Raw genomic sequence first — 19,609 nt, forward strand, 5'->3', positions numbered from 1 at the left:
CGGCGTTTTCCTACCCGGCGCGCTTGCGCAGGAAATTCAGCGCCTCGTCGGCGTGCACGTTGGCGCGCAGCTCACCGGTGATCACGCTCAGCACGGTGCGATCGGTATCGATGACGAACGTCTGCCGCTTGACCGGCGCCAGCTTACCGAGCAGCCCACGCTTCACGCCGAACTCCGCGGCGACCTTCCCGCCGGTATCGGAGAGCAGCGGATAGCCGAGCCCCTGCTTGGCGGCGAAACCGGCCTGGGTGTCGACACCGTCGGTACTGACGCCGACGCACGACGCGCCGAGCGCGGCGAATTCGGCGGACAGATCACGGAAGTGGCACGCCTCGGCGGTGCACACCGGGGTGTTGGCAGCGGGGTAGAAGAACAGGACCAGTGGTCCGTCCGCGAGCAGTGCGTCGAGCGAACGGAGGGTGCCGGACTGATCGGGAAGCTCGAACGCGGGGGCGAGCTGGCCTGTCTCCATGAACTGGACGGTACACCTGTTCGGCTCGGACGTCGGACCGGGACCCTGGCGTGGGCAACAGGTTTCGCGCGAATCGGGATCGAGCATTGTTGGTTCGCGGCCCGGCTCGCGTCCGGCCGGCCGAAGCGCATGCGCCGCAGGCGCGAGTCTCGGCCGGTCGGACGCGAGCCACACAGGGGCCGCGAACACGCCGCGCCGGAGGCGCGGCCGATAACTCAAGCGCCGATCAGCGCGGCGACTTCCGGGTTCTTGATCTGCATGACGTCGAGGATGCCGTGCGCGCGCAGCAGCGGCTTCAGTTCCCTGATGCGATCGCTGTGCGTGGCGTACTCGTCGGGAAAGTGGTGCTTGTCCAGGGCTTCCAGTGCCTTGACATAGGTGACGAACGAGGCCAGGGCACTTGTCGTCGTGGCGGGCTGTCCGCCGCCTACCTGGTTGAGTCCGACCATCCGTGCCGAATGGGGGGACATCGAGCCAGGGGCGGCGTGCCGAGGGCCCTCCGGCGCTACCGGTTGCGAGGGGTACATCAATTGCTCCTCTCGAAAGGGATACCGCATACGAGGTGGAACCGGAACTGCGTCGTGCCATGAATCGCGACTTGCAACGAACGGAGCGAGTCTAGTGACGCCCGCCACAGGCTAGTGCGTGGCATCGGAACCGAGCGGTCGTTTCGAACGCTTGTCCCGGGCCGACCGCAAGGCGGCGCCGAACACTCTGGGATGATGGGGCCATGCCCGGCGCGTCGACTCCCACCACAACGACCCGTGAACAGTTCCATCAGCTGGCCGCGGAGCACCGGGTGGTTCCGGTGACCCGAAAGGTGCTGGCGGACTCCGAAACTCCGCTCTCGGCCTACCGCAAGCTGGCGGACGGCCGGGCGGGAACCTTCCTGTTCGAGTCCGCCGAGAACGGACGCTCCTGGTCGCGCTGGTCGTTCATCGGCGCGGGCAGCCCGTCCGCGCTCACCGTGATCGACGGCCAGGCCGCCTGGCTCGGCAACATCCCGGTCGACGCGCCGTCGGGCGGCGATCCGCTGGTCGCCCTGCACGAGACGCTCGAATTGCTGAAGACCGAGCGGCTGCCCGGCCTGCCCCCGCTGACCGGCGGCATGGTCGGCTACCTCGGCTACGACGCGGTGCGCCGGATCGAGCGGCTGCCCACCCTCGCGACCGACGATCTGCGGCTGCCGGAGATGGTGCTGCTGCTCGCCACCGACCTGGCCGCGTTCGATCACCACGAGGGCGCGATCACGCTGATCGCCAACGCGGTCAACTGGAACGGCACCGCCGAGCGGGTCGACGAGGCATACGACGACGCGGTGGACCGCCTGGATCGGATGACCGCCGCGCTGGCCGCGCCCGCACCGTCCACCGTGTCGGTCTTCGAACAGCCCGAGCCGGACTTCCGGCGCAAGCGCACCTCCGAGGAATTCGGCGCGGGCGTGCGCCGCCTGGTCAAGGAGATCGAGGCGGGCGAGGCGTTCCAGGTCGTGCTGTCGCAACGGTTCGAAATGGATTACGACGGCAGCCCGCTCGATCTGTACCGCATGCTGCGCGCGTCGAATCCGAGCCCGTACATGTACCTGATCCACATCCCGGACGGCGACGGCGACACCGCGTTCTCCATCGTCGGCTCCAGCCCGGAATCCCTGGTGACCGTGAAAGACGGTGTGGCGACGACACATCCGATCGCGGGCACCCGGTGGCGCGGCGCCACCGAGGAGGACGATCTGCTGCTGGAGAAGGGGCTGCTCGCCGACGAGAAGGAGAACGCCGAGCACCTGATGCTCGTCGATCTCGGCCGCAACGATCTCGGGCGGGTCTGCCAGCCGGGCACCGTGCGGGTCACCGAGTACCGCCACATCGAGCGCTACAGCCACGTCATGCATCTGGTGTCGACGGTGTCGGGCAGGCTGGCCGCGGGCAAGATCGCGCTCGACGCGGTCAAGGCGTGCTTCCCGGCAGGCACGCTGTCCGGTGCGCCGAAGGTGCGCGCCATGCAGCTGATCGAGGAGCTCGAGCCGACCAGGCGCGGCGTCTACGGCGGCGTCGTCGGCTATCTCGACTTCGCGGGCGACGCCGATACCGCGATCGCCATCCGCACCGCGCTGCTCAAGAACGGCACCGCCTACGTCCAGGCGGGCGCGGGCGTGGTCGCCGACTCCGATCCGGAGTACGAGGACGTCGAATCGCGCAACAAGGCGATGGCGGTGCTCAAGGCGATCGCCGCCGCGAAGACCGTGCGCGCCTACGCCGCGGACGGTGAAGGGGTGCAGTGACCGAGCCGGTTCCCGCCAAGGGGAGATACCCGGTCGGCGCGATCGCACTGCTCGCGATCGCCGCCGCCCTGATGTGGGGCGCGTCGAGGATGACCTGGGTGACGGTGTCGTCCAGCGACGGCCTCGCCGAACCGCGCACCGACGCGCTGAACGGCGGCGTGTGGTTCGGTGCGCTCACCCCGCTCGCGCTGGTGCTGCTCGCGTCGATCGCGGCCGTGCTCGCCACCCGCGGCTGGCCGCGGCGGGTGATCGGCGTGCTGATCGCGCTGGTCGCCGCGGTGACCGCGGTGCCGGGTTTCGCCCTGCTCATCGGCAAGGGCGCGACGCCGGAACGGGCCGGTGCGCTGGCCGAGCTACCCGGGCGGGCCACGGTGACCGAGGTGGTCACCGCACCCTTCCCGGCCGCGCTCACCCTGATCGCGGCGCTCGCGGCCTTCGCCGCGGGTGTGCTGCTCGCCAGGATGCCCGAGCAGACCGCTCGGCTGTCCGGCAAATACGACAATCCCGTGTTCCGCAAGGCCGCCGCGACCGAGCAGGTCACCAAGCAGCGGGCGGGCACGGGCCAGGAACCGGTGTCCGGCAAACTCTCCGAGCGCGTGCTCTGGGATGCCATCGACGCGGGCACCGATCCGACCGAGGACGGTGGTTCCGCTGAGCAATCCGAAACACAGCCCCGCCGTTAACGCGGCATCTACGTCCATTTATTCTTTGTCAGCATCGGTGAGACAGCGCCTGGGGGGATTCTCAGGCAGCAAGTCCGTCTCCCCAGAAAGGATTCGAGCCAGATGACGGTACTCGACTCGATTCTCGACGGGGTCCGCGCGGACGTGGCCGCGCGGGAAGCCCTCTTGGATTTCCAGGCCATCAAGGCCGCCGCGGCCGCGGCGCCCGCACCACTGGACGCCCGTGCGGCACTGCTCGAAGACGGCATCGGCGTCATCGCCGAGGTCAAGCGTGCCAGCCCCTCCAAGGGCCAGCTCGCCTCCATCCCGGACCCGGCCAGCCTGGCCAAGGCCTACGAGGACGGCGGCGCCAGGATCATCAGCGTGCTCACCGAGGGCCGCCGCTTCGGCGGCTCCCTCGACGATCTGGACGCGGTCCGCGCCACCGTGCACATCCCGATCCTGCGCAAGGATTTCGTGGTCGGTCCCTACCAGATCCACGAGGCGCGCGCGCACGGCGCCGACGTGATCCTGCTGATCGTCGCGGCGCTGGAGCAGGACGTGCTCTCCTCGCTCATCGACCGCACCGAATCGCTCGGCATGACCGCGCTGGTCGAGGTGCACACCGAGGAGGAGGCGAACCGCGCACTGGAGGCGGGCGCCTCGGTGATCGGCGTGAACGCACGCAACCTCAAGACGCTCGAGGTGGACCGCGACGTCTTCGCGCGGATCGCGCCCGGCCTGCCCACCGAGGTCATCCGGATCGCCGAGTCCGGTGTCAACGGCACCGCCGACCTGCTGGCGTACGCCGGTGCGGGCGCGGATGCGGTGCTGGTCGGCGAGAGCCTGGTGACCAGCGGCGACCCACGTGCCGCCGTCTCCGAACTGGTGACCGCGGGCACCCACCCGTCCTGCCCGAAGCCCGCGCGGCGGGGCCGGTGACCGGCGACGTGACCGCACTACCCAAGGCGAGCGCCGGAGTTCACCACCGCAGCGCGCACGAGCCCGATCTCGGCGGACACTGGGGTGTCTACGGCGGCAGGCATGTGCCCGAGGCGCTGATGGCGGTGATCGAGGAGGTCACCGCCGAATACGAGAAGTGCAGGCTCGATCCGGCCTTCCTCGATGAACTCGACCGCCTGCAGCGCGATTACACCGGGCGCCCGTCGCCGATGTTCGAGTGCAAGCGCCTCGCCGCGTTCGCGGGCGGCGCGCGCCTCGTGCTCAAGCGTGAGGACCTGAACCACACCGGTTCGCACAAGATCAACAACGTGCTCGGCCAGGCGCTGCTCGCCAAGCGGATGGGCAAGACCAGGGTTATCGCCGAGACCGGCGCGGGCCAGCACGGCGTGGCCACCGCCACCGCGTGCGCGCTGCTCGGGCTCGAGTGCGTCATCTACATGGGCGCGGTCGACACCGCGCGCCAAGCGCTGAACGTGGCGCGCATGCGGCTGCTCGGGGCCGAGGTGGTCTCGGTGACCACCGGCTCGCAGACGCTCAAGGACGCGATCAACGAGGCGCTGCGCGACTGGGTGAGCAATGCCGACGCCACCTACTACTGCTTCGGCACCGCCGCGGGCCCGCACCCGTTCCCGATGATGGTGCGCGATTTCCAGCGCGTCGTCGGCATGGAGGCACGCGCGCAGATCCAGGCCATGGTCGGCAGGCTGCCCGACGCGGTCACCGCGTGCGTCGGCGGCGGCTCCAACGCCATCGGCATCTTCCACGCCTTCATCGACGATCCCGCCGTGCGCCTGGTCGGCTACGAGGCGGCCGGCGACGGCGTCGAAACCGGCAGGCACGCCGCCACTTTCACCGGCGGCACGCCGGGCGCCTTCCAGGGCGCCTACTCGTACCTGCTGCAGGACGAGGACGGCCAGACCATCGAATCCCATTCCATCTCCGCCGGTTTGGACTATCCGGGCGTCGGCCCGGAGCACGCCTATCTCAAGGACATCGGCCGGGCCGAATACCAGCCCATCACCGATGCCGAGGCGATGGACGCGCTGCTGCTGCTCAGCCGCACCGAGGGCATCATCCCGGCGATCGAATCCGCGCACGCGGTGGCCGGTGCGCTGAAGCTCGGCCAGGAACTGGGCAAGGACGCGGTGATCGTGGTCAATCTGTCCGGCCGCGGCGACAAGGACATGGATACGGCGGCGCGCTGGTTCGGGCTGTTCGACGAACACGCGAACGGAGACACCCAGTGAGTCAGCAGTCCCGCCTCGCCAACACCTTCGCGGCCTGCCGTGCCGAGAACCGGGCCGCGCTGATCGGCTACCTGCCCGCGGGCTACCCGGATCTGGCCGGTTCCATCGAGGTGTGCCGCACCATGGTCGAATCCGGTTGCGACATCATCGAAGTCGGCGTCGCCTACTCCGACCCGGTGATGGACGGCCCGACCATCCAGGCCGCCGCCGAGCAGGCGCTGCGCGGCGGTGTGCGGGTGAAGGACGTGTTCTCCGTCGTCGAGGCGATCACCGCGGCGGGCGGCAAGGCCGTGGTGATGAGCTACTGGAATCCGGTGCTGCAGTACGGCGTCGACCGTTTCGCGCGCGACCTGGCCGCCGCGGGCGGCTCGGGCATCATCACGCCGAACCTGATCCCGGAGGAGGCCGACGACTGGTTCGTCGCCTCGGCCGCGCACGATCTGGACCGCATCTTCCTGGTCGCGCCGTCGTCCACCGAGGAGCGCCTGGTGAAGACGCTGGAGGCGAGCCGCGGGTTCGTCTACGCCGCCTCGACCATGGGTGTCACCGGTGCGCGCGACGCGGTGTCGTCCGCGGCGCCCGCGCTGTGCGCGCGGATCAGGGCGCACTCCGATATCCCGATCGGCGTCGGCCTCGGCGTGCGATCGGGTGCGCAGGCGGCCGAGATCGCCGGGTACGCCGACGGTGTCATCGTGGGGTCGGCGCTGGTCACCGCCGCGGGCGAAAGCCTGGACGCGGTGCGCGCGCTGACCGAGGAACTCGCCGAGGGCGTGCGCTCCGCGACCGTCGCGTCGTAATCGACGGCCGCTCCGCTACGGTGGGCCCGTGACCTTACAAGTCCTGGCCTATATTCCGAGCCCTTCGCAGGGTGTGTGGCACCTCGGCCCGCTCCCGCTGCGCGCCTACGCACTGTGCATCATCCTCGGCATCGTCGTCGCCATCTGGTGGGGCGAGCGGCGCTGGCGCGAGCGCGGCGGGCAGCCGGGCGCGATCCTCGATGTCGCGATGTTCGCGGTGCCGTTCGGCCTGATCGGCGGGCGGCTCTACCACGTGGCCACGGACTATCAGAAGTACTTCGGCGCCAACGGCCATCCGTTCGACATCATCAAGATCTATCAAGGCGGCCTCGGCATCTGGGGTGCGGTGCTGCTCGGCGGCGTCGGCGCCTGGATCGGCTGCCGGGTGTACAAGATCCCGCTGCCCGCGCTCGGTGACGCACTCGCGCCGCCGATCCTGTTGGCGCAGGCCATCGGTCGCCTCGGCAACTATTTCAACCAGGAGCTGTACGGCCGCGAGACCGATGTGCCGTGGGGCCTGGAGATCTACCGCCGCTTCGACGAGAGCGGCAAGCTCGACATGCTCAACGGTACGTCCACCGGTGTGGTCGACAAGGTCGTGCACCCGACGTTCCTGTACGAGCTGATCTGGAACGTGCTGATCGTGGTGCTGCTCGTGCAGATCGACAAGCGCTTCCGCATCGGCCACGGCCGCCTGTTCGCGCTCTACGTCGCCGGGTACTGCTTCGGCCGCTTCTTCGTCGAGCTGATGCGCGACGACGAGGCCACCAAGATCATCGGCATCCGCGTCAACTCGTTCACCTCGGCGATCGTATTCCTCGCGGCCATCGCCTATTTCGTCTTCGCGACCAAGGGCCGCGAGACCGCCGAACAGCTGCAGCCCGGCGCGCCGCGCCCGTGGCCGTGGGAGTTCGCCAAGCTGCGCGCGCTCGGTGCGGCCGGCGAACAGTCCGCTGAGCGGACCGTCGCGGAGGCGAGCGGCGACGCGTCCGAGAAGGAGGTGTCGCTGGAGAAGACCGACGAGTCCGATTCCGCGGCAACCGAATCCACCGGCAACACCGCGGGCACTTCCGGCGATAACGAAGTGGAATCCGCCGAAAACGCGATGGCGGAGGACAAATCGGCAGCTGAGACGGTCAGCGCAACCGAGCCGGACGCAGTACAGTCAGGCGCAGCCGCCGAGCCGGACACGGCTGTGCGGTCGGTAAAGGGCGCAACCCCCGAAAGGGACAACTGATTTCGTAAGAACATCGGTAACTCCTCGGGTACGCCCGACACTCGGCCACGCAGCCAACCGCCGGTCCGCGACGACACTGTCGCGGCGTCGACGTCCGGCATAAGTCGCGGAGAGGCGGGGGAGCACCCGCATTGATGAGGAGGACATTGATGACTGATCCGTACCAGCAGAACCCGGGGCAGGGCCCGCAATACGGCCCGCCCGGAACCGGTCCGGACCTGAACAAGCCCGACACCGGTGGCCAGTACGGACAACCGCAGTACGGACAACCGCAGCCGCAATACGGGCAGCCGCAGTACGGTCAGCCCGATCCGTACGGTCAGCAGCCCGCACCGTACCCGGGGCAGGGCGGCATCGATCCGGAGGCGCCGTGGGGCCGCAACCAGTTCGGTGAGCCGTTCTCGGAGAAGTCGAAGATGACGGCGGGTCTGCTGCAGATCCTGATCGGTGGCTTCGGCATCGGCCGTTTCTACCTGGGCCACACCGGAATCGGCGTCGCCCAGCTGCTCACCTGTGGTGGCTGCGGCGTGTGGGCGCTCATCGACGGCATCATGATGCTGATGGGCAACGTGCGCGATGCGGAAGGCCGTCCGCTGCGCGACTGATCGCGCCGCTCGGGGGCGACGTCGCAGGGGTTGAATCCGGCGGGCATCGCGATCTTCGGATCGCGGTGCCCGCTGCGCTGTCTCCGGGCGGGCGCTGACGCGTCCGGTCTGGTGTTCCGGACAAAACGGGAGTGTTCAAGAGTTCGGCGCACCATGATCGAGATACTGTTTGTCGAACCGATCCAGGCGTACTTTGGATCGGATCTGTGTGCCGTGTGTGGACACCCCACGCACCGAAGAGAGGGTTTCCGTGCGTCGCAAGCTGTTCGCCGCCGCCATGCTCGCCATCGTCGCCGCCACCGGGCTGTCCGCCTGCGGCAGCAGCGAGGATCCGAGCGTGCTCAAGGTCGGCACCGAAGGCACCTACGCGCCGTTCAGCTTCCAGGGTTCCGACGGCAAGCTCACCGGCTACGACATCGAGGTGGTCCAGGCGGTCGCGGGCAAGCTCGGCAAGAAGGTCGAGTTCGTGCCGACCCCGTGGGACGCGATCTTCGCCGGTCTCGAGTCCAAGCGCTTCGATCTGGTGGCCAACCAGGTGACGGTGAACGCCGACCGGCAGAACAAGTACGCGCTGTCGCAGCCGTACACCACCTCCGAGGGCGTGATCGTCACCAAGTCCGATACCAACGGCATCACCACGCTGGCCGACCTGAAGGACAAGACCTGCGCGCAGTCGGCCACCAGCAACTGGGGCAAGGTCGCCGCGGGCGCCGGTGCGAAGGTCGAGGCGGTGGAGGGCTTCGTGCAGGCCATCCAGCTGCTGAAGAACGGCCGCGTCGACGCCACCCTCAACGACACGCTCGCCGTCGCCGAGTACACCAAGAAGACCGGCGACACCGGCGTCAAGGTCGCGGGCAAGACCGGCGAGACCAGCAAGCAGGCCTTCGCCGCGCGCAAGGGTGACGCGCTGATCACCGACGTGGACAAGGCGCTGGAGCAGCTGCGCGCCGACGGCACGCTGGCCAAGATCTCGGACAAGTACTTCGGCACCGACGTGAGCAAGTAGCCGGCAGCCGATATATGGATGCCGCTACGCGGGAGCTGATCTGGCACAACCTGTGGCCGATGCTGCAGGCCACGGTGAACAAGACCCTCCCGCTCACCGCGATCAGCTTCGTCCTCGGCCTGGCCATCGCCCTGTTCGTGGCGCTGGCCAGGATGTCGCCGGTGCGGCCGCTCTCGGCGGCCGCCCGGTTCTACATCTCGATTATCCGTGGCACGCCGCTGCTGGTGCAGCTGTTCATCGTGTTCTACGCGCTGCCCCAGTTCGGCGTGGTCATCGACCCCTTCCCATCGGCGGTGATCGCGTTCAGCCTCAACGTCGGCGGCTATGCCGCCGAGGTGGTGCGCGCGTCGATATTGAGCGTCGCGCACGGGCAGTGGGAGGCGGCCAAGGCGCTCGGCATGACCTATTCGCAGGAGCTGCGGCTGGTCATCCTGCCGCAGGCCGCGCGGATCGCCGTGCCGCCGCTGTCCAATACGCTCATCTCGCTGGTCAAGGACACCTCGCTGGCCTCGACCATTCTGGTGACCGAGCTGTTGCGGGTCGCCCAGATCGCGGCGGCGCCGACCTTCGATTTCTTCGCCCTGTACGGCGTAGCGGCGATCTACTACTGGGTGATCTGCCTGATCCTCGGCTTCGGTCAGACCCGGCTGGAAACCCGGCTGGCCAGGCACGTTGCCAAGCAGCGGACCTGACCGCCGGTTCGGACGCCTGTCCAGAGACGACTAGAATCACGGGATGCCCATCCGGCCACCGACCCATCGTGCGGCGGGCCAGGCCCGTCGCACGGCCCTGCTCGAAGCCGCGGTCGAGGTCATCGCGGTAGGTGGGGTGACAGCGGCGACCCATCGCGCCATCGCGACGAAGGCGCAGGTCCCGCTGTCGACGACGAGCTACTTCTTCGCCTCGATCGACGAACTCGTCGCCGAGGCGATGGACATGATGGTCACCCAGTTGCTCGCGCGGATCGATACCGTCGCCGCCGAGATCGCCGACCAGTCGCTCGGCACCGACGAGATGGTCGAGCGGTACGTCGATCTGCTCCTCGACGTGCCGCAGTCGTTCCTCGCCGCGGTGTTCACGATCTACGCGCAGTGCCCGTACCGTCCGCAGATCCAGGAGCTCGCCCATCGCATGATGGCGGCCTTCGAAGCGGCGGCGGAGAAGGTCCTGCGTATCGCGGGCGCCAAGGATCCGGGTGAGGGCGCGCGCGCCGTCGTCGCCCTCGTCGACGGCTTCGCCTTGCAGCGCTTCGCCTGGCCACGCGGCGACGACGACCGTGCGCCACTCGCCTGTGGCCTGCGCGCCCTCTTTCACGCCTACATTTCGTAATCGCTGTTCAGCCGAGTCGGTTCGCGATGACCTTGCCCGGGTTGAGCAGGTTGTGCGGATCGAGCGCCCGCTTGACGCTGTAGTGCATATCGAGCACGACGGGGTCGAGCTCCTTGGTGAGCCCGGACATCTTGAGCAGGCCGACGCCGTGCTCGCCGGTGACCGTGCCGCCGAGGGCGATCGCCGCATCGATGATGTCGTCGAAGGCCGACTGGGCCCGCGCCTTGGCGGCCGCGTCGTCGTTCGGCGCGATCAGCAGCGGATGCAGGTTGCCGTCGCCGGCGTGCGCGATATTGGCGATGGTCGTATCGCGTTGCGCGGCAATGCCTTCGATGCGCGCGAGCATCTCGGCGACCGCGCCGATGGGGACGCAGATGTCCTCGGTCAGCACCGGGCCGAGCCGCTCCATCGCGGGATAGACCAGCCGCCGCGCCTCGAACAGCGCATCGGCCTCGGCCTGGTCGGTGGAGGTCGCGCTCCAGGTCGCGCCCGCCTTGTCGAAACACTCGCGCAGGTCGAGGGCGGCGCGGTCGCCGAGCTCGCCCGGTTCGTCGATGCGGCCGAGCAGCAGCACATTCGCGTCGACCGACAGGCCCATGTTCTTCCACGCGTCGACGACCAGCAGCGATTGCCGGTCGACCAGTTCCAGCGCCGAGGGCGTGACACCCGCCGAGGCGACGGCCTCGACCGCCTGTCCCGCGCTCACGATGGAATCGAAGTAGCCGACCACGGTCCGCTCGGCCGCGCGGCTCGGCCGCAGGCGCACAGTGACTTCCGTGATCACCCCGAGGGTGCCCTCGGAGCCGACCATCAGCCCGGCGAGGTCGTAACCGGCGACGCCCTTGGCCGTGCGCCTGCCGAGCCGGACCAGTTCGCCGGTGCCGGTGACCGCCTGCAGCCCGAGCACGTAATCCTTGGTCACCCCGTATTTGACGCAGCAGATGCCGCCCGCGTTGGTCGCGACATTGCCGCCGATGGTCGACCACGGCGAACTCGCCGGATCCGGCGGGTACCACAGTCCGGACTCCGCCGCCACGCGCCGTAAATCGTCATTGACGACACCGGGTTCGACCACCGCGAGCTTCTCCAGCGGGTCGATCTCCTTGATGGCGTTCATCTGATCGAACGCGATGATCAGGCAGTCGCGAATCGAATTGGCGCCGCCGGACAGTCCGGTACCCGCACCGCGCGGCACGATCGGCACGCGGTGGCGCAGGCATACGCGCACCGCGTCGCGCACCTCTTCCGCGGTGCGCGGCCGCAGCACCGCGAGCGGCGGTGCGTACCCGGCCCACTCCGCTTCGTCGTGCAGATAACGCGCGAGCATGTCGGCATCGGTGATCACTCGATCGGCGGGAACCGCCGACCGCAACTCTTCGAGAAACATCAAACCCCAACCGGTTCAGCGGAGTGCCGCGACTACGTGTCCGAACCAACGTATCCCGCGCTTCTGAAACCTCAGGAGCATCCAGCGGGCAATCTACCGGCCAGTAACTTTTACGGTGTCCGTTCGACCGCATCGTCGCTGGCCAGGCATGTTGCGCGCGGTGCAAGCGTTCGTATGTTTCACCAACTCGCCGTTCATTTTTTTCACCAAGCTTTCACCTGGGGCACAGCAGGCCGCGGGTACCGGGCGGGACTAGGCTCTACCCGTGATGCGACGGACGAAGATTGTGTGCACGCTCGGCCCGGCCACGGCGACCGAGGAACGAATCCGCGAACTCGTCGAGAGTGGAATGGACGTGGCTCGGCTGAACTTCAGCCACGGCGAACATGCCGACCACGCCGAGAACTACAAGAAGGTACGCGCGGCCTCGGACCACCTCGGCAGAGCGGTCGGCATCCTTGCCGACCTGCAGGGACCGAAGATCCGGCTGGGCCGATTCAAAGAGGGCAAGACCGTCTGGGCGGCGGGCGAAGAGGTGCGCATCACCGTCGACGATGTCGAGGGCACCCACGACCGCGTGTCCACTACGTACAAGGAACTGGCCAAGGACGCCAAGCCGGGCGACCGCCTGCTCGTCGACGACGGCAAGATCGGCCTCACCGTTATCCAGGTCGAAGGCAACGACGTGGTCTGCCGGGTGACCGAGGGCGGTCCGGTCTCCAACAACAAGGGCGTGTCGCTGCCCGGCATGGACGTGTCGGTGCCCGCGCTGTCCGAAAAGGATATCGAGGACCTGGAATTCGCGCTGAAGCTCGGCGTGGACTTCATCGCGCTGTCCTTCGTGCGCTCGCCCTCGGATGTCGAGCTGGTGCACGACGTGATGGATCGCGTCGGCCGCCGGGTGCCGGTGATCGGCAAGCTGGAGAAGCCGGAGGCCATCGATAACCTCGAGGCCATCGTGCTCGCCTTCGACGCGGTGATGGTCGCGCGTGGCGACCTCGGCGTCGAGCTGCCGCTGGAGCAGGTGCCGCTGGTGCAGAAGCGCGCCATTCAGATGGCGCGCGAGAACGCCAAGCCGGTGATCGTGGCGACCCAGATGCTGGAGTCGATGATCGAGAACTCGCGCCCGACCCGCGCCGAGGCCTCCGACGTGGCCAATGCCGTGCTCGACGGCGCCGACGCGGTGATGCTGTCCGGTGAGACCTCGGTCGGCGCGTACCCGATCGAGACGGTGCGCACCATGGCGCGCATCGTGCACGCGGTCGAGACCGAATCGACCAGGGTGCCACCGCTGACCCACGTGCCGCGCACCAAGCGCGGTGTCATCTCTTACGCCGCGCGCGATATCGGCGAGCGGCTCAACGCGAAGGCGCTCGTCGCGTTCACCCAGTCCGGTGACACCGTGCGCCGCCTGGCCCGGCTGCACACCCCGCTGCCGCTGCTCGCGTTCACCCCCCTGCCGGAGGTGCGTAGCCAGCTGTCGCTGACATGGGGAACTGAAACGTTTATTGTTCCCACAGTGGACAGCACGGATGCGATGATCCACCAGGTCGATGTCGCCCTGCTCTCGATGGAGCGGTACCAGAAGGGTGACCTCGTGGTGATCGTTGCGGGTTCCCCGCCCGGCACCGTAGGCTCCACCAACCTGATCCACGTGCACCGTATTGGCGAGGAGGACCACTAGATTGAGTGCTTCCCTAGGTGGTGCGGTCGGTCTCGGTGAGGCTGCCGGTAATTCGGATCTCGGTGTGCTGCTCGGCCTGCTCGATATGGAGCAGGTCGACGAGGACGTCTTCCTGGGGCAACACCCGGCGAAGGTGTGGAGCCGCACGTTCGGTGGTCAGCTGGTCGCGCAGGCGATCATGGCGGCGGGCCGCACGGTCGGCGACCGCCCCGTGCACGCGATCAACGCGCATTTCGTGCGCGGCGGCGACGTGAAGCAGCCCATCGAGTACCGGGTCGACCGCCACCGCGACGGGCGCTCGCTGGCCAATCGCACGGTCACCGCGACGCAGGACGGGCATGAGCTGTTCGTCATGCTCGCCGCGTTCCAGGATTGGGGTAAGGGGCTCGAGCACGCCTCCGAGCCGCCGGACGTGCCTGCCCCCGAGACGCTGCCGCGGGTAGAGGAGAGCTTCGAAGGCTTGGAGGACAAGCTGGAGATGTTCATCAACGCGCCGCACCCGATCGATATGCGCTACACGAACGACCCGGCCTGGATCATGAAGGGCACCGGCGAGCGGCTCAATCACAACCGGGTGTGGATGAAGGCGGACGGCCGCCTGCCCGACGATCCGCTGGTCCACGTTGCGACGCTGGGCTATTCGTCCGACACCACGGTGCTCGACTCGATCATCACCACGCACGGGCTCTCGTGGGGCCTCGACCGGATCATCGCCGCGACGGTGAACCACTCGATCTGGTTCCACCGGCCGTTCCGTTTCGACGAGTGGGCGCTCTACGCCACCGAATCCCCGGTCGCCGCGGGCTCCAGGGGACTGGCGACAGGCCGATTCTTCTCCAGGACAGGCGAATTACTCGCCACGACGGTGCAGGAAGGCGTTATCCGCCACTTCCCTGCCAGGGGATAGATACTCACGGTCGGGGCAACCGATGTCGTGAGCACATGGGTAACTCGCCGGGGACCGGCTGACTCAACTGTTACGTTACCGCCGGTCGCCGACGCCACTTTCGGGGCGCCCAGGCCTGGCCTGAATACGCGGCGAGGCGGGCAGCTCGCGATTCGTGTCGAATGCCGACGTCTCGCGGTGGGTGGCCCGGATGGTCCACGGGATGGTGGCGCTGGGCGGTGCGGGCGTGAGCGCCGAGATAGCCAGCGCCAGTTTCTGTTCCAGCGCCGCCACGTTCGCCTCGGTGAGGCGGCTGGCGGCGCCGACCAGGCTGATCGCGATCTCGTAGGTGCGGCAGGCGCCCGGCTCGCCGCCGGGATGATCGGCGTACCACTGGGTTTCGAGCGTGCGATGCGTCGCGTCGTCGGGTTCGACCGGGAGGGTGAAGCGCCACGCGAAGATATCGCGGTTGCGCAGGTGGGAGTCGACCACCGACCGTACCGTTTCCACGGCGTCGTCGAGGGTCTCCGGTGTCACATAAACATGGAGGGAAACATCCGAAATGCGTTTCGGCATGTCTGATTCCTGTCCTGTGTACGGCGGAAGTTTGTCCGCCGGGGAGTGTAATCCCTTTTCACCGGAATGCGTCAATCACCCTATGCGAAACACGCGTCGGGGCTAACGCAAACCACCGCGCTGGGCGGCCAGGAATGCCGATAAGGGCGCGGGCGCCGCGCCGGGTTGGATCACCAGACCGGCGCGTTCGTCGTCGTCGGGGCGGATTTGATCGTGCGGCGCGAGCGCGAGCAGCAGCGGCACCAGTGCCTCGGCGATCCGATCGCCGACCTCGCAGTAGGCCTGCTCGGACAGGCCGACCGGATCGGCGATGCTCTCCCGCCCGACCATCGACAGATCGTTGCGCGCCCTGTGCAATTCGGCGATGGTGCGCGCGCCGGTCACCTTGGCGATCCGGTATGCCTCAAGCAGGGTGAAGGTGCGCGGTCCGGCACCGAAGGCCAGGTCGATGGCCTGATCGCGGATCTGCTGAGTCATCGCGAGCACCAGATCGGCGCGGTCGATCAGTTCCGGCTTCAGCTTGCGCGCCTTGAAGTTCGACGGGTCGGCGCCGAGTCCGGTGACGGCCTGGGCGGCCAGTGGTTCGATCGGAAAACCAACGAGGGCACGGGTTCCCGCGCTCTCCGCGGTGAGGCCGGTCAACTCGTGTTCGACGGCAATCGCGCGAGTGAGTCGCTCGGCGATCGCCGAGCGGCACACATTGCCGTTGCAGACGAACAGGACATGCATAGAGATACGGTAAATCGCCGGATACCCAACCCAAAGTTGGAATCCCGCGAATCGCGAGGTACCGACGACATATTCATCTGAGCGTCGATTCCCGTACACGAACAGACGTCGCCGGATCGACGCTACGAAGCTACCCGAGTGATTGCACAATGAAACATCGCATACCGAACTGTGTCCGCTATCACTCGGATTCGGCTGGGTAATAAGCGGTTTCGGAAACCACCGGCGCGACCTTCGGCGGCGCGTCCTGTATCCGCCCCCGGGTGGAGAACATCCGCCCGCGCGCCGGGACCACCGGCGCGAACCGAGTGAGCCCGATGTCCGGCGCCATATCGTCGTAGACCGCGTCGATGCCACCGCGCAGGAAGTAGGCCTCGTGCCAGAACCCGGTGCCCCCGGAGTCCTTCAGGAACTGCTGCCACCAATCCCGGTGCGGCGCAGACCGGGTCCACCGCTCGAGGCTGTCCAGATCCCGCCAATACTGCCGCGCCCCCCAGTGCGGCGGAAACAGCGACCAGATCACGTCCTCGTGCGACAGCAACCCCTCCGGCCCTTCCCGATGCGAGCTGTAGAGCTTCGGCCCCACCCCCAGTAGCCGCAGCATCCCCCGCACCCGATGCACCCGCATCCCGAGATAGACAACCACCAGATCCGGATACCCACCCAGATCAACCGTCGCCCTGTTCACCCGCATACCGGCACACCTCCGCTCTCGGGTGTTGCAGCCACCCTACGCTGAACTACGCCCCACTCGACCCAACGGTTCGATCGCCGGACCAGCCATACGCCCGCCCCACCGACGCCCCCCCGCACCGGCCTCCTTGATCCACCCGGACGCCCACATCGCCTGGGCCATCGGCCAATCCGCCGACACCGCCGCGCCGCCACTGCCGGATCCGCTCGCCGCCCTCGACCTGAAGAACCAACGGTCCCCGCGAGCGCAGTCGAATGGCCCTCCCACACGGCGTGTCATACGGCCATTCGACTGCGCTCGGCGATAACCGGATCCGCTGACCGGGCCGCGACCCGGCAAGCGGGCTGCGAACCGGCGGGCTGCGAACCGGCGAGCAAACCGCGAGCCAGCGACCGAGCAGCACATGCCTGGCGAGCGAGCCACGAACCGACGGGCAATCCCGCGACGAGGGTCCCCTGCGGAGGAAGGAACAACCAGGAGAAGGAATACGCCCGCCCCCAAAGCGACTGCGACGCGGGGGGTTCGGAGGGCGAAGCCCCGCCGAGCGGGGTTTGGGGGCTGCGCCCCCAATGTGATTACCAACTGGAGCCCCCGGCGAAGCGCGAAGCGCGAGCAGGGGGCTCCAGCGGAAGTTGGTGCCGATTGTGGGACTCGAACCCACACGTCCTTTCGGACAACGGTTTTTGAGACCGTCGCGTCTGCCAGTTCCGCCAAATCGGCGCACCGGGTGAGAACTATAGCGGGTGGGGGTGGCTAGAGGCGAATGGGTTGTCCACCGACGCCAGCGCGACGCGGTTTGCGCAGGGTATATACGTTCTATGCCGAAGTGAAAGGTACTCTTTACATCACTCGGCAGGGCGTGGAAGGTCGATGGCGGTCAAGCACGGCCACGGCCACCCTTCGGCGTGTCGGGACAGGCATCTGAACCAGAGGGGTCTACCTATGAGCAACACAGCAGGGGGCGCCGGCACGAAGCGGGACGCCGGGGCGAAGCGGGTCGTCGTCGCCGAGGACGAGGCGCTCATCCGTATGGACCTGGTCGAGATGCTGACCGAAGAGGGCTACTTGGTGGTCGGTGAGGCCGGTGACGGCCAGCAGGCGGTGGATCTGGCGGTCGAGCACCGGCCGGATCTGGTGATCATGGATGTGAAGATGCCGCGCCGTGACGGTATCGATGCCGCGGCCGAGATCGCGTCGAAACGTGTTGCGCCGGTGGTGATCCTGACCGCGTTCAGTCAGCGCGACCTGGTCGAGCGTGCCCGTGACGCCGGCGCGATGGCGTATCTGGTGAAGCCGTTCACCAAGTCGGATCTGGTGCCGGCCATCGAGTTGGCGGCGAGCCGGTTCCATGAGATCACCGCGCTGGAGAGCGAGGTGGCCAATCTTTCGGATCGGCTGGAGACGCGCAAGCTGGTGGAGCGGGCCAAGGGTGTGCTGATGCAGACGCAGGGTCTTTCCGAGCCGCAGGCGTTCAAGTGGATTCAGCGAACGGCGATGGACCGCAGGACGACGATGAAGGCCGTCGCCGAAGTCGTGCTGGAGAATCTGACTCCTCAGTGAACCTGACCCGTCAGTGACATCCGGCGGCGTCGTGGCTGGAAATTTTACGTACGGGAAACGCGTTCGTGAAGAACTATTCGAAACGATGTCATCTCCATGACCCGAATGTGATGCGGATCTAACGCGCCAAGGCTATGTTCTGACCGGGCTGACGTGGTCGGTCCCCTCTCGGCGACCCCGGGGGGAGCTTTGGACGTAGAGGTGAAACGTGCTTAGTTCGACATGGCGCGGTCGTACAACGCGGGGCGTTTTGGCCATCGGCGCCGCCGCCGCGCTGGTGCTGACGGGTTGTAGCGACAAATCGACTGGTGACAAGGGGGGAGCGAGCTCCACCGGCACCGGCTCGACCAACTCTTCTGGACTGACCATCACGCCGGTCGCCCAGGTGGACACCAGCGGCAAGGAAGTCGCGAAGTCCGATCCGGCCAAGGCTGCCGACCCGGCCGGTGACGGCAAGGCGACCTGTGCGCCGGACACCACCGTGGCGTTCGCCGGTGCGCTCACCGGACCGAACGCTCAGCTCGGCATCAACATTCAGCTAGGCGCGAAGCTGGCGCTGGATCAGCACAACAAGGCCAACCCCGGCTGCCAGATCACGCTGAAGTCCTTCGACACCGAGGGCGATCCGCAGAAGGCCACCTCGGTGATCCCGCAGGTCGTCAGCGACTCGAAGGTGATCGGCCTGATCGGCCCCGCCTTCTCCGGTGAGACCAAGGCGACCGGCAAGGTGCTCAGCGACGCGGGCCTGGTCTCGGTGACCGCTTCGGCGACCAACGCGACGCTGACCCAGAACGGCTGGACCTCGTTCTTCCGCGGCCTGGCCAACGATGACGTCCAGGGCCCCTCGGTGGCCAAGTACCTGGTCAACTCGGCCGGCTACAAGAAGGTCTGCGTGGTCGAGGACAACAGCGACTACGGCACGGGTCTGGCCAAGAGCATCAAGGAGGGCCTCGGCTCTGCCGCCGACGCCAGCTGCGCGGCCAGCATCAAGGCTGGTGACAAGGACTTCTCGGCCACCGTCACGAAGATCAAGTCCGCGAACGCGGACGCGGTCTTCTACGCCGGCTACTACGCCGAGGGCGCCCCGCTGGCGTCGCAGCTGAAGTCCGGTGGCGTCAAGTCGGTCTTCGTCGGTCCCGACGGCGTGAACGACCCGCAGTTCATCAAGCAGGCCGGTAGTGCGGCCAAGGGCGCGACGCTGACCTGCCCGTGTGGTCCGGCTCCGGAGAAGTTCGCCAAGGACTACCTGGCGCTGAACGGCCAGCCCTCCGGCGTGTACTCGGTCGAGGCATACGACCTGGCCACCATCCTGGCCAAGGGCATCGACGGCGGCAAGGTGGCCCGCCCCGCCCTGCTCGACTTCGTGCGCGGCTACGACGGCGACGGCCTGGCCCGTCATTACAAGTGGAGCCCGAACGGTGAGCTGACCAACGCGCTGATCTGGATCTACACGGTCAAGTAGCCAAGTAGCCCAGCGGCACGACATCGCGCAGCACG

At 67.7% G+C, this 19,609-nt stretch carries 20 protein-coding genes and 1 tRNA gene; 14 read left to right on the plus strand and 7 right to left on the minus strand.

The genetic code is table 11. From position 1 onward, the window contains the following. Window positions 1-10 precede the first annotated feature (10 nt). Entirely contained in the window at window positions 11-472 is a 462-nt protein-coding gene (locus ACIG5A_RS41250) for a peroxiredoxin (RefSeq protein ID WP_397250595.1), read from the minus strand. Window positions 473-687: 215 nt separating this feature from the next. Continuing rightward, window positions 688-999, minus strand: a complete 312-nt coding sequence (locus ACIG5A_RS41255; protein ID WP_397250597.1) for a hypothetical protein — start codon at window positions 997-999, stop codon at window positions 688-690. Between the two features lie 203 nt (window positions 1,000-1,202). Here ACIG5A_RS41255 and ACIG5A_RS41260 point away from each other — a divergent pair, with 203 nt between their 5' ends. From ACIG5A_RS41260 to ACIG5A_RS41305, 10 genes are all read left to right on the plus strand, one after another. Next, entirely contained in the window at window positions 1,203-2,750 is a 1,548-nt protein-coding gene (locus tag ACIG5A_RS41260; protein ID WP_397250599.1) for an anthranilate synthase component I, read from the plus strand. Next, window positions 2,747-3,433, plus strand: coding sequence for a TIGR02234 family membrane protein (locus ACIG5A_RS41265; protein ID WP_397250601.1), 687 nt, complete (start codon window positions 2,747-2,749; stop codon window positions 3,431-3,433). The genes ACIG5A_RS41260 and ACIG5A_RS41265 overlap by 4 nt, the downstream gene beginning before the upstream one ends. A gap of 102 nt (window positions 3,434-3,535) precedes the next feature. After that, window positions 3,536-4,354, plus strand: coding sequence for an indole-3-glycerol phosphate synthase TrpC (trpC, locus tag ACIG5A_RS41270; RefSeq protein WP_397250603.1), 819 nt, complete (start codon window positions 3,536-3,538; stop codon window positions 4,352-4,354). Further along, on the plus strand, window positions 4,351-5,622 hold the full coding sequence (gene trpB, locus ACIG5A_RS41275) for a tryptophan synthase subunit beta (protein WP_397250605.1): 1,272 nt from the start codon (window positions 4,351-4,353) through the stop codon (window positions 5,620-5,622). Before trpC ends, trpB begins: the two co-directional genes overlap by 4 nt. After that, window positions 5,619-6,419 carry a tryptophan synthase subunit alpha gene (gene trpA, locus ACIG5A_RS41280; RefSeq protein WP_397250607.1) on the plus strand — a complete coding sequence of 267 codons (801 nt, stop codon included), beginning with the start codon at window positions 5,619-5,621 and terminating at the stop codon, window positions 6,417-6,419. Before trpB ends, trpA begins: the two co-directional genes overlap by 4 nt. A 28-nt stretch (window positions 6,420-6,447) precedes the next feature. Further along, a complete protein-coding gene (gene lgt, locus ACIG5A_RS41285; RefSeq protein ID WP_397250609.1) occupies window positions 6,448-7,656 on the plus strand; it encodes a prolipoprotein diacylglyceryl transferase in 1,209 nt (402 codons plus the stop codon). Between the two features lie 149 nt (window positions 7,657-7,805). Beyond that, entirely contained in the window at window positions 7,806-8,261 is a 456-nt protein-coding gene (locus ACIG5A_RS41290) for a TM2 domain-containing protein (protein WP_397250611.1), read from the plus strand. A 250-nt stretch (window positions 8,262-8,511) separates the two neighbouring features. Continuing rightward, the gene (locus ACIG5A_RS41295; RefSeq protein WP_397250613.1) at window positions 8,512-9,267 is read left to right on the plus strand and encodes a transporter substrate-binding domain-containing protein; all 756 of its coding nucleotides are present in this window, start codon (window positions 8,512-8,514) and stop codon (window positions 9,265-9,267) included. Window positions 9,268-9,281: 14 nt separating this feature from the next. Further along, complete coding sequence (locus ACIG5A_RS41300; RefSeq protein ID WP_397250615.1) at window positions 9,282-9,959, plus strand: amino acid ABC transporter permease; 678 nt, start codon at window positions 9,282-9,284, stop codon at window positions 9,957-9,959. Between the two features lie 43 nt (window positions 9,960-10,002). Next, complete coding sequence (locus ACIG5A_RS41305) at window positions 10,003-10,596, plus strand: TetR/AcrR family transcriptional regulator (RefSeq protein ID WP_397250617.1); 594 nt, start codon at window positions 10,003-10,005, stop codon at window positions 10,594-10,596. Between the two features lie 7 nt (window positions 10,597-10,603). On the opposite strand, the gene ACIG5A_RS41310 is transcribed toward ACIG5A_RS41305, so the two are convergent. After that, complete coding sequence (locus ACIG5A_RS41310) at window positions 10,604-11,983, minus strand: FAD-binding oxidoreductase (RefSeq protein WP_397250619.1); 1,380 nt, start codon at window positions 11,981-11,983, stop codon at window positions 10,604-10,606. Between the two features lie 265 nt (window positions 11,984-12,248). Between ACIG5A_RS41310 and pyk the strand changes: the two genes are divergently transcribed. Both pyk and ACIG5A_RS41320 read left to right on the plus strand, forming a co-directional pair. After that, window positions 12,249-13,667 carry a pyruvate kinase gene (gene pyk / locus ACIG5A_RS41315; protein ID WP_397250621.1) on the plus strand — a complete coding sequence of 473 codons (1,419 nt, stop codon included), beginning with the start codon at window positions 12,249-12,251 and terminating at the stop codon, window positions 13,665-13,667. Between the two features lie 85 nt (window positions 13,668-13,752). After that, a complete protein-coding gene (locus tag ACIG5A_RS41320) occupies window positions 13,753-14,574 on the plus strand; it encodes an acyl-CoA thioesterase (protein ID WP_397250976.1) in 822 nt (273 codons plus the stop codon). A gap of 75 nt (window positions 14,575-14,649) precedes the next feature. Here the strand turns inward: ACIG5A_RS41320 and ACIG5A_RS41325 are convergent, their stop codons facing one another. The 4 genes from ACIG5A_RS41325 to ACIG5A_RS41340 all read right to left on the minus strand — a co-directional run bounded on the left by ACIG5A_RS41325 (window position 14,650) and on the right by ACIG5A_RS41340 (window position 17,272). Continuing rightward, window positions 14,650-15,129 carry a hypothetical protein gene (locus ACIG5A_RS41325; protein WP_397250623.1) on the minus strand — a complete coding sequence of 160 codons (480 nt, stop codon included), beginning with the start codon at window positions 15,127-15,129 and terminating at the stop codon, window positions 14,650-14,652. Window positions 15,130-15,231: 102 nt separating this feature from the next. Continuing rightward, complete coding sequence (locus ACIG5A_RS41330; protein WP_397250625.1) at window positions 15,232-15,858, minus strand: low molecular weight phosphatase family protein; 627 nt, start codon at window positions 15,856-15,858, stop codon at window positions 15,232-15,234. Between the two features lie 181 nt (window positions 15,859-16,039). Beyond that, a complete protein-coding gene (locus ACIG5A_RS41335; RefSeq protein ID WP_397250627.1) occupies window positions 16,040-16,552 on the minus strand; it encodes a monooxygenase family protein in 513 nt (170 codons plus the stop codon). Between the two features lie 633 nt (window positions 16,553-17,185). Next, window positions 17,186-17,272, minus strand: a tRNA-Leu gene (locus ACIG5A_RS41340). A gap of 222 nt (window positions 17,273-17,494) precedes the next feature. Here ACIG5A_RS41340 and ACIG5A_RS41345 point away from each other — a divergent pair. Both ACIG5A_RS41345 and ACIG5A_RS41350 read left to right on the plus strand, forming a co-directional pair. Continuing rightward, window positions 17,495-18,112, plus strand: coding sequence for an ANTAR domain-containing response regulator (locus ACIG5A_RS41345; RefSeq protein ID WP_397250978.1), 618 nt, complete (start codon window positions 17,495-17,497; stop codon window positions 18,110-18,112). Window positions 18,113-18,320: 208 nt separating this feature from the next. After that, window positions 18,321-19,574, plus strand: a complete 1,254-nt coding sequence (locus ACIG5A_RS41350; RefSeq protein WP_397250629.1) for a branched-chain amino acid ABC transporter substrate-binding protein — start codon at window positions 18,321-18,323, stop codon at window positions 19,572-19,574. Window positions 19,575-19,609 lie beyond the last annotated feature (35 nt).

It is taken from the genome of Nocardia sp. NPDC052566 (genome assembly GCF_044547285.1).
Classification (GTDB): domain Bacteria; phylum Actinomycetota; class Actinomycetes; order Mycobacteriales; family Mycobacteriaceae; genus Nocardia.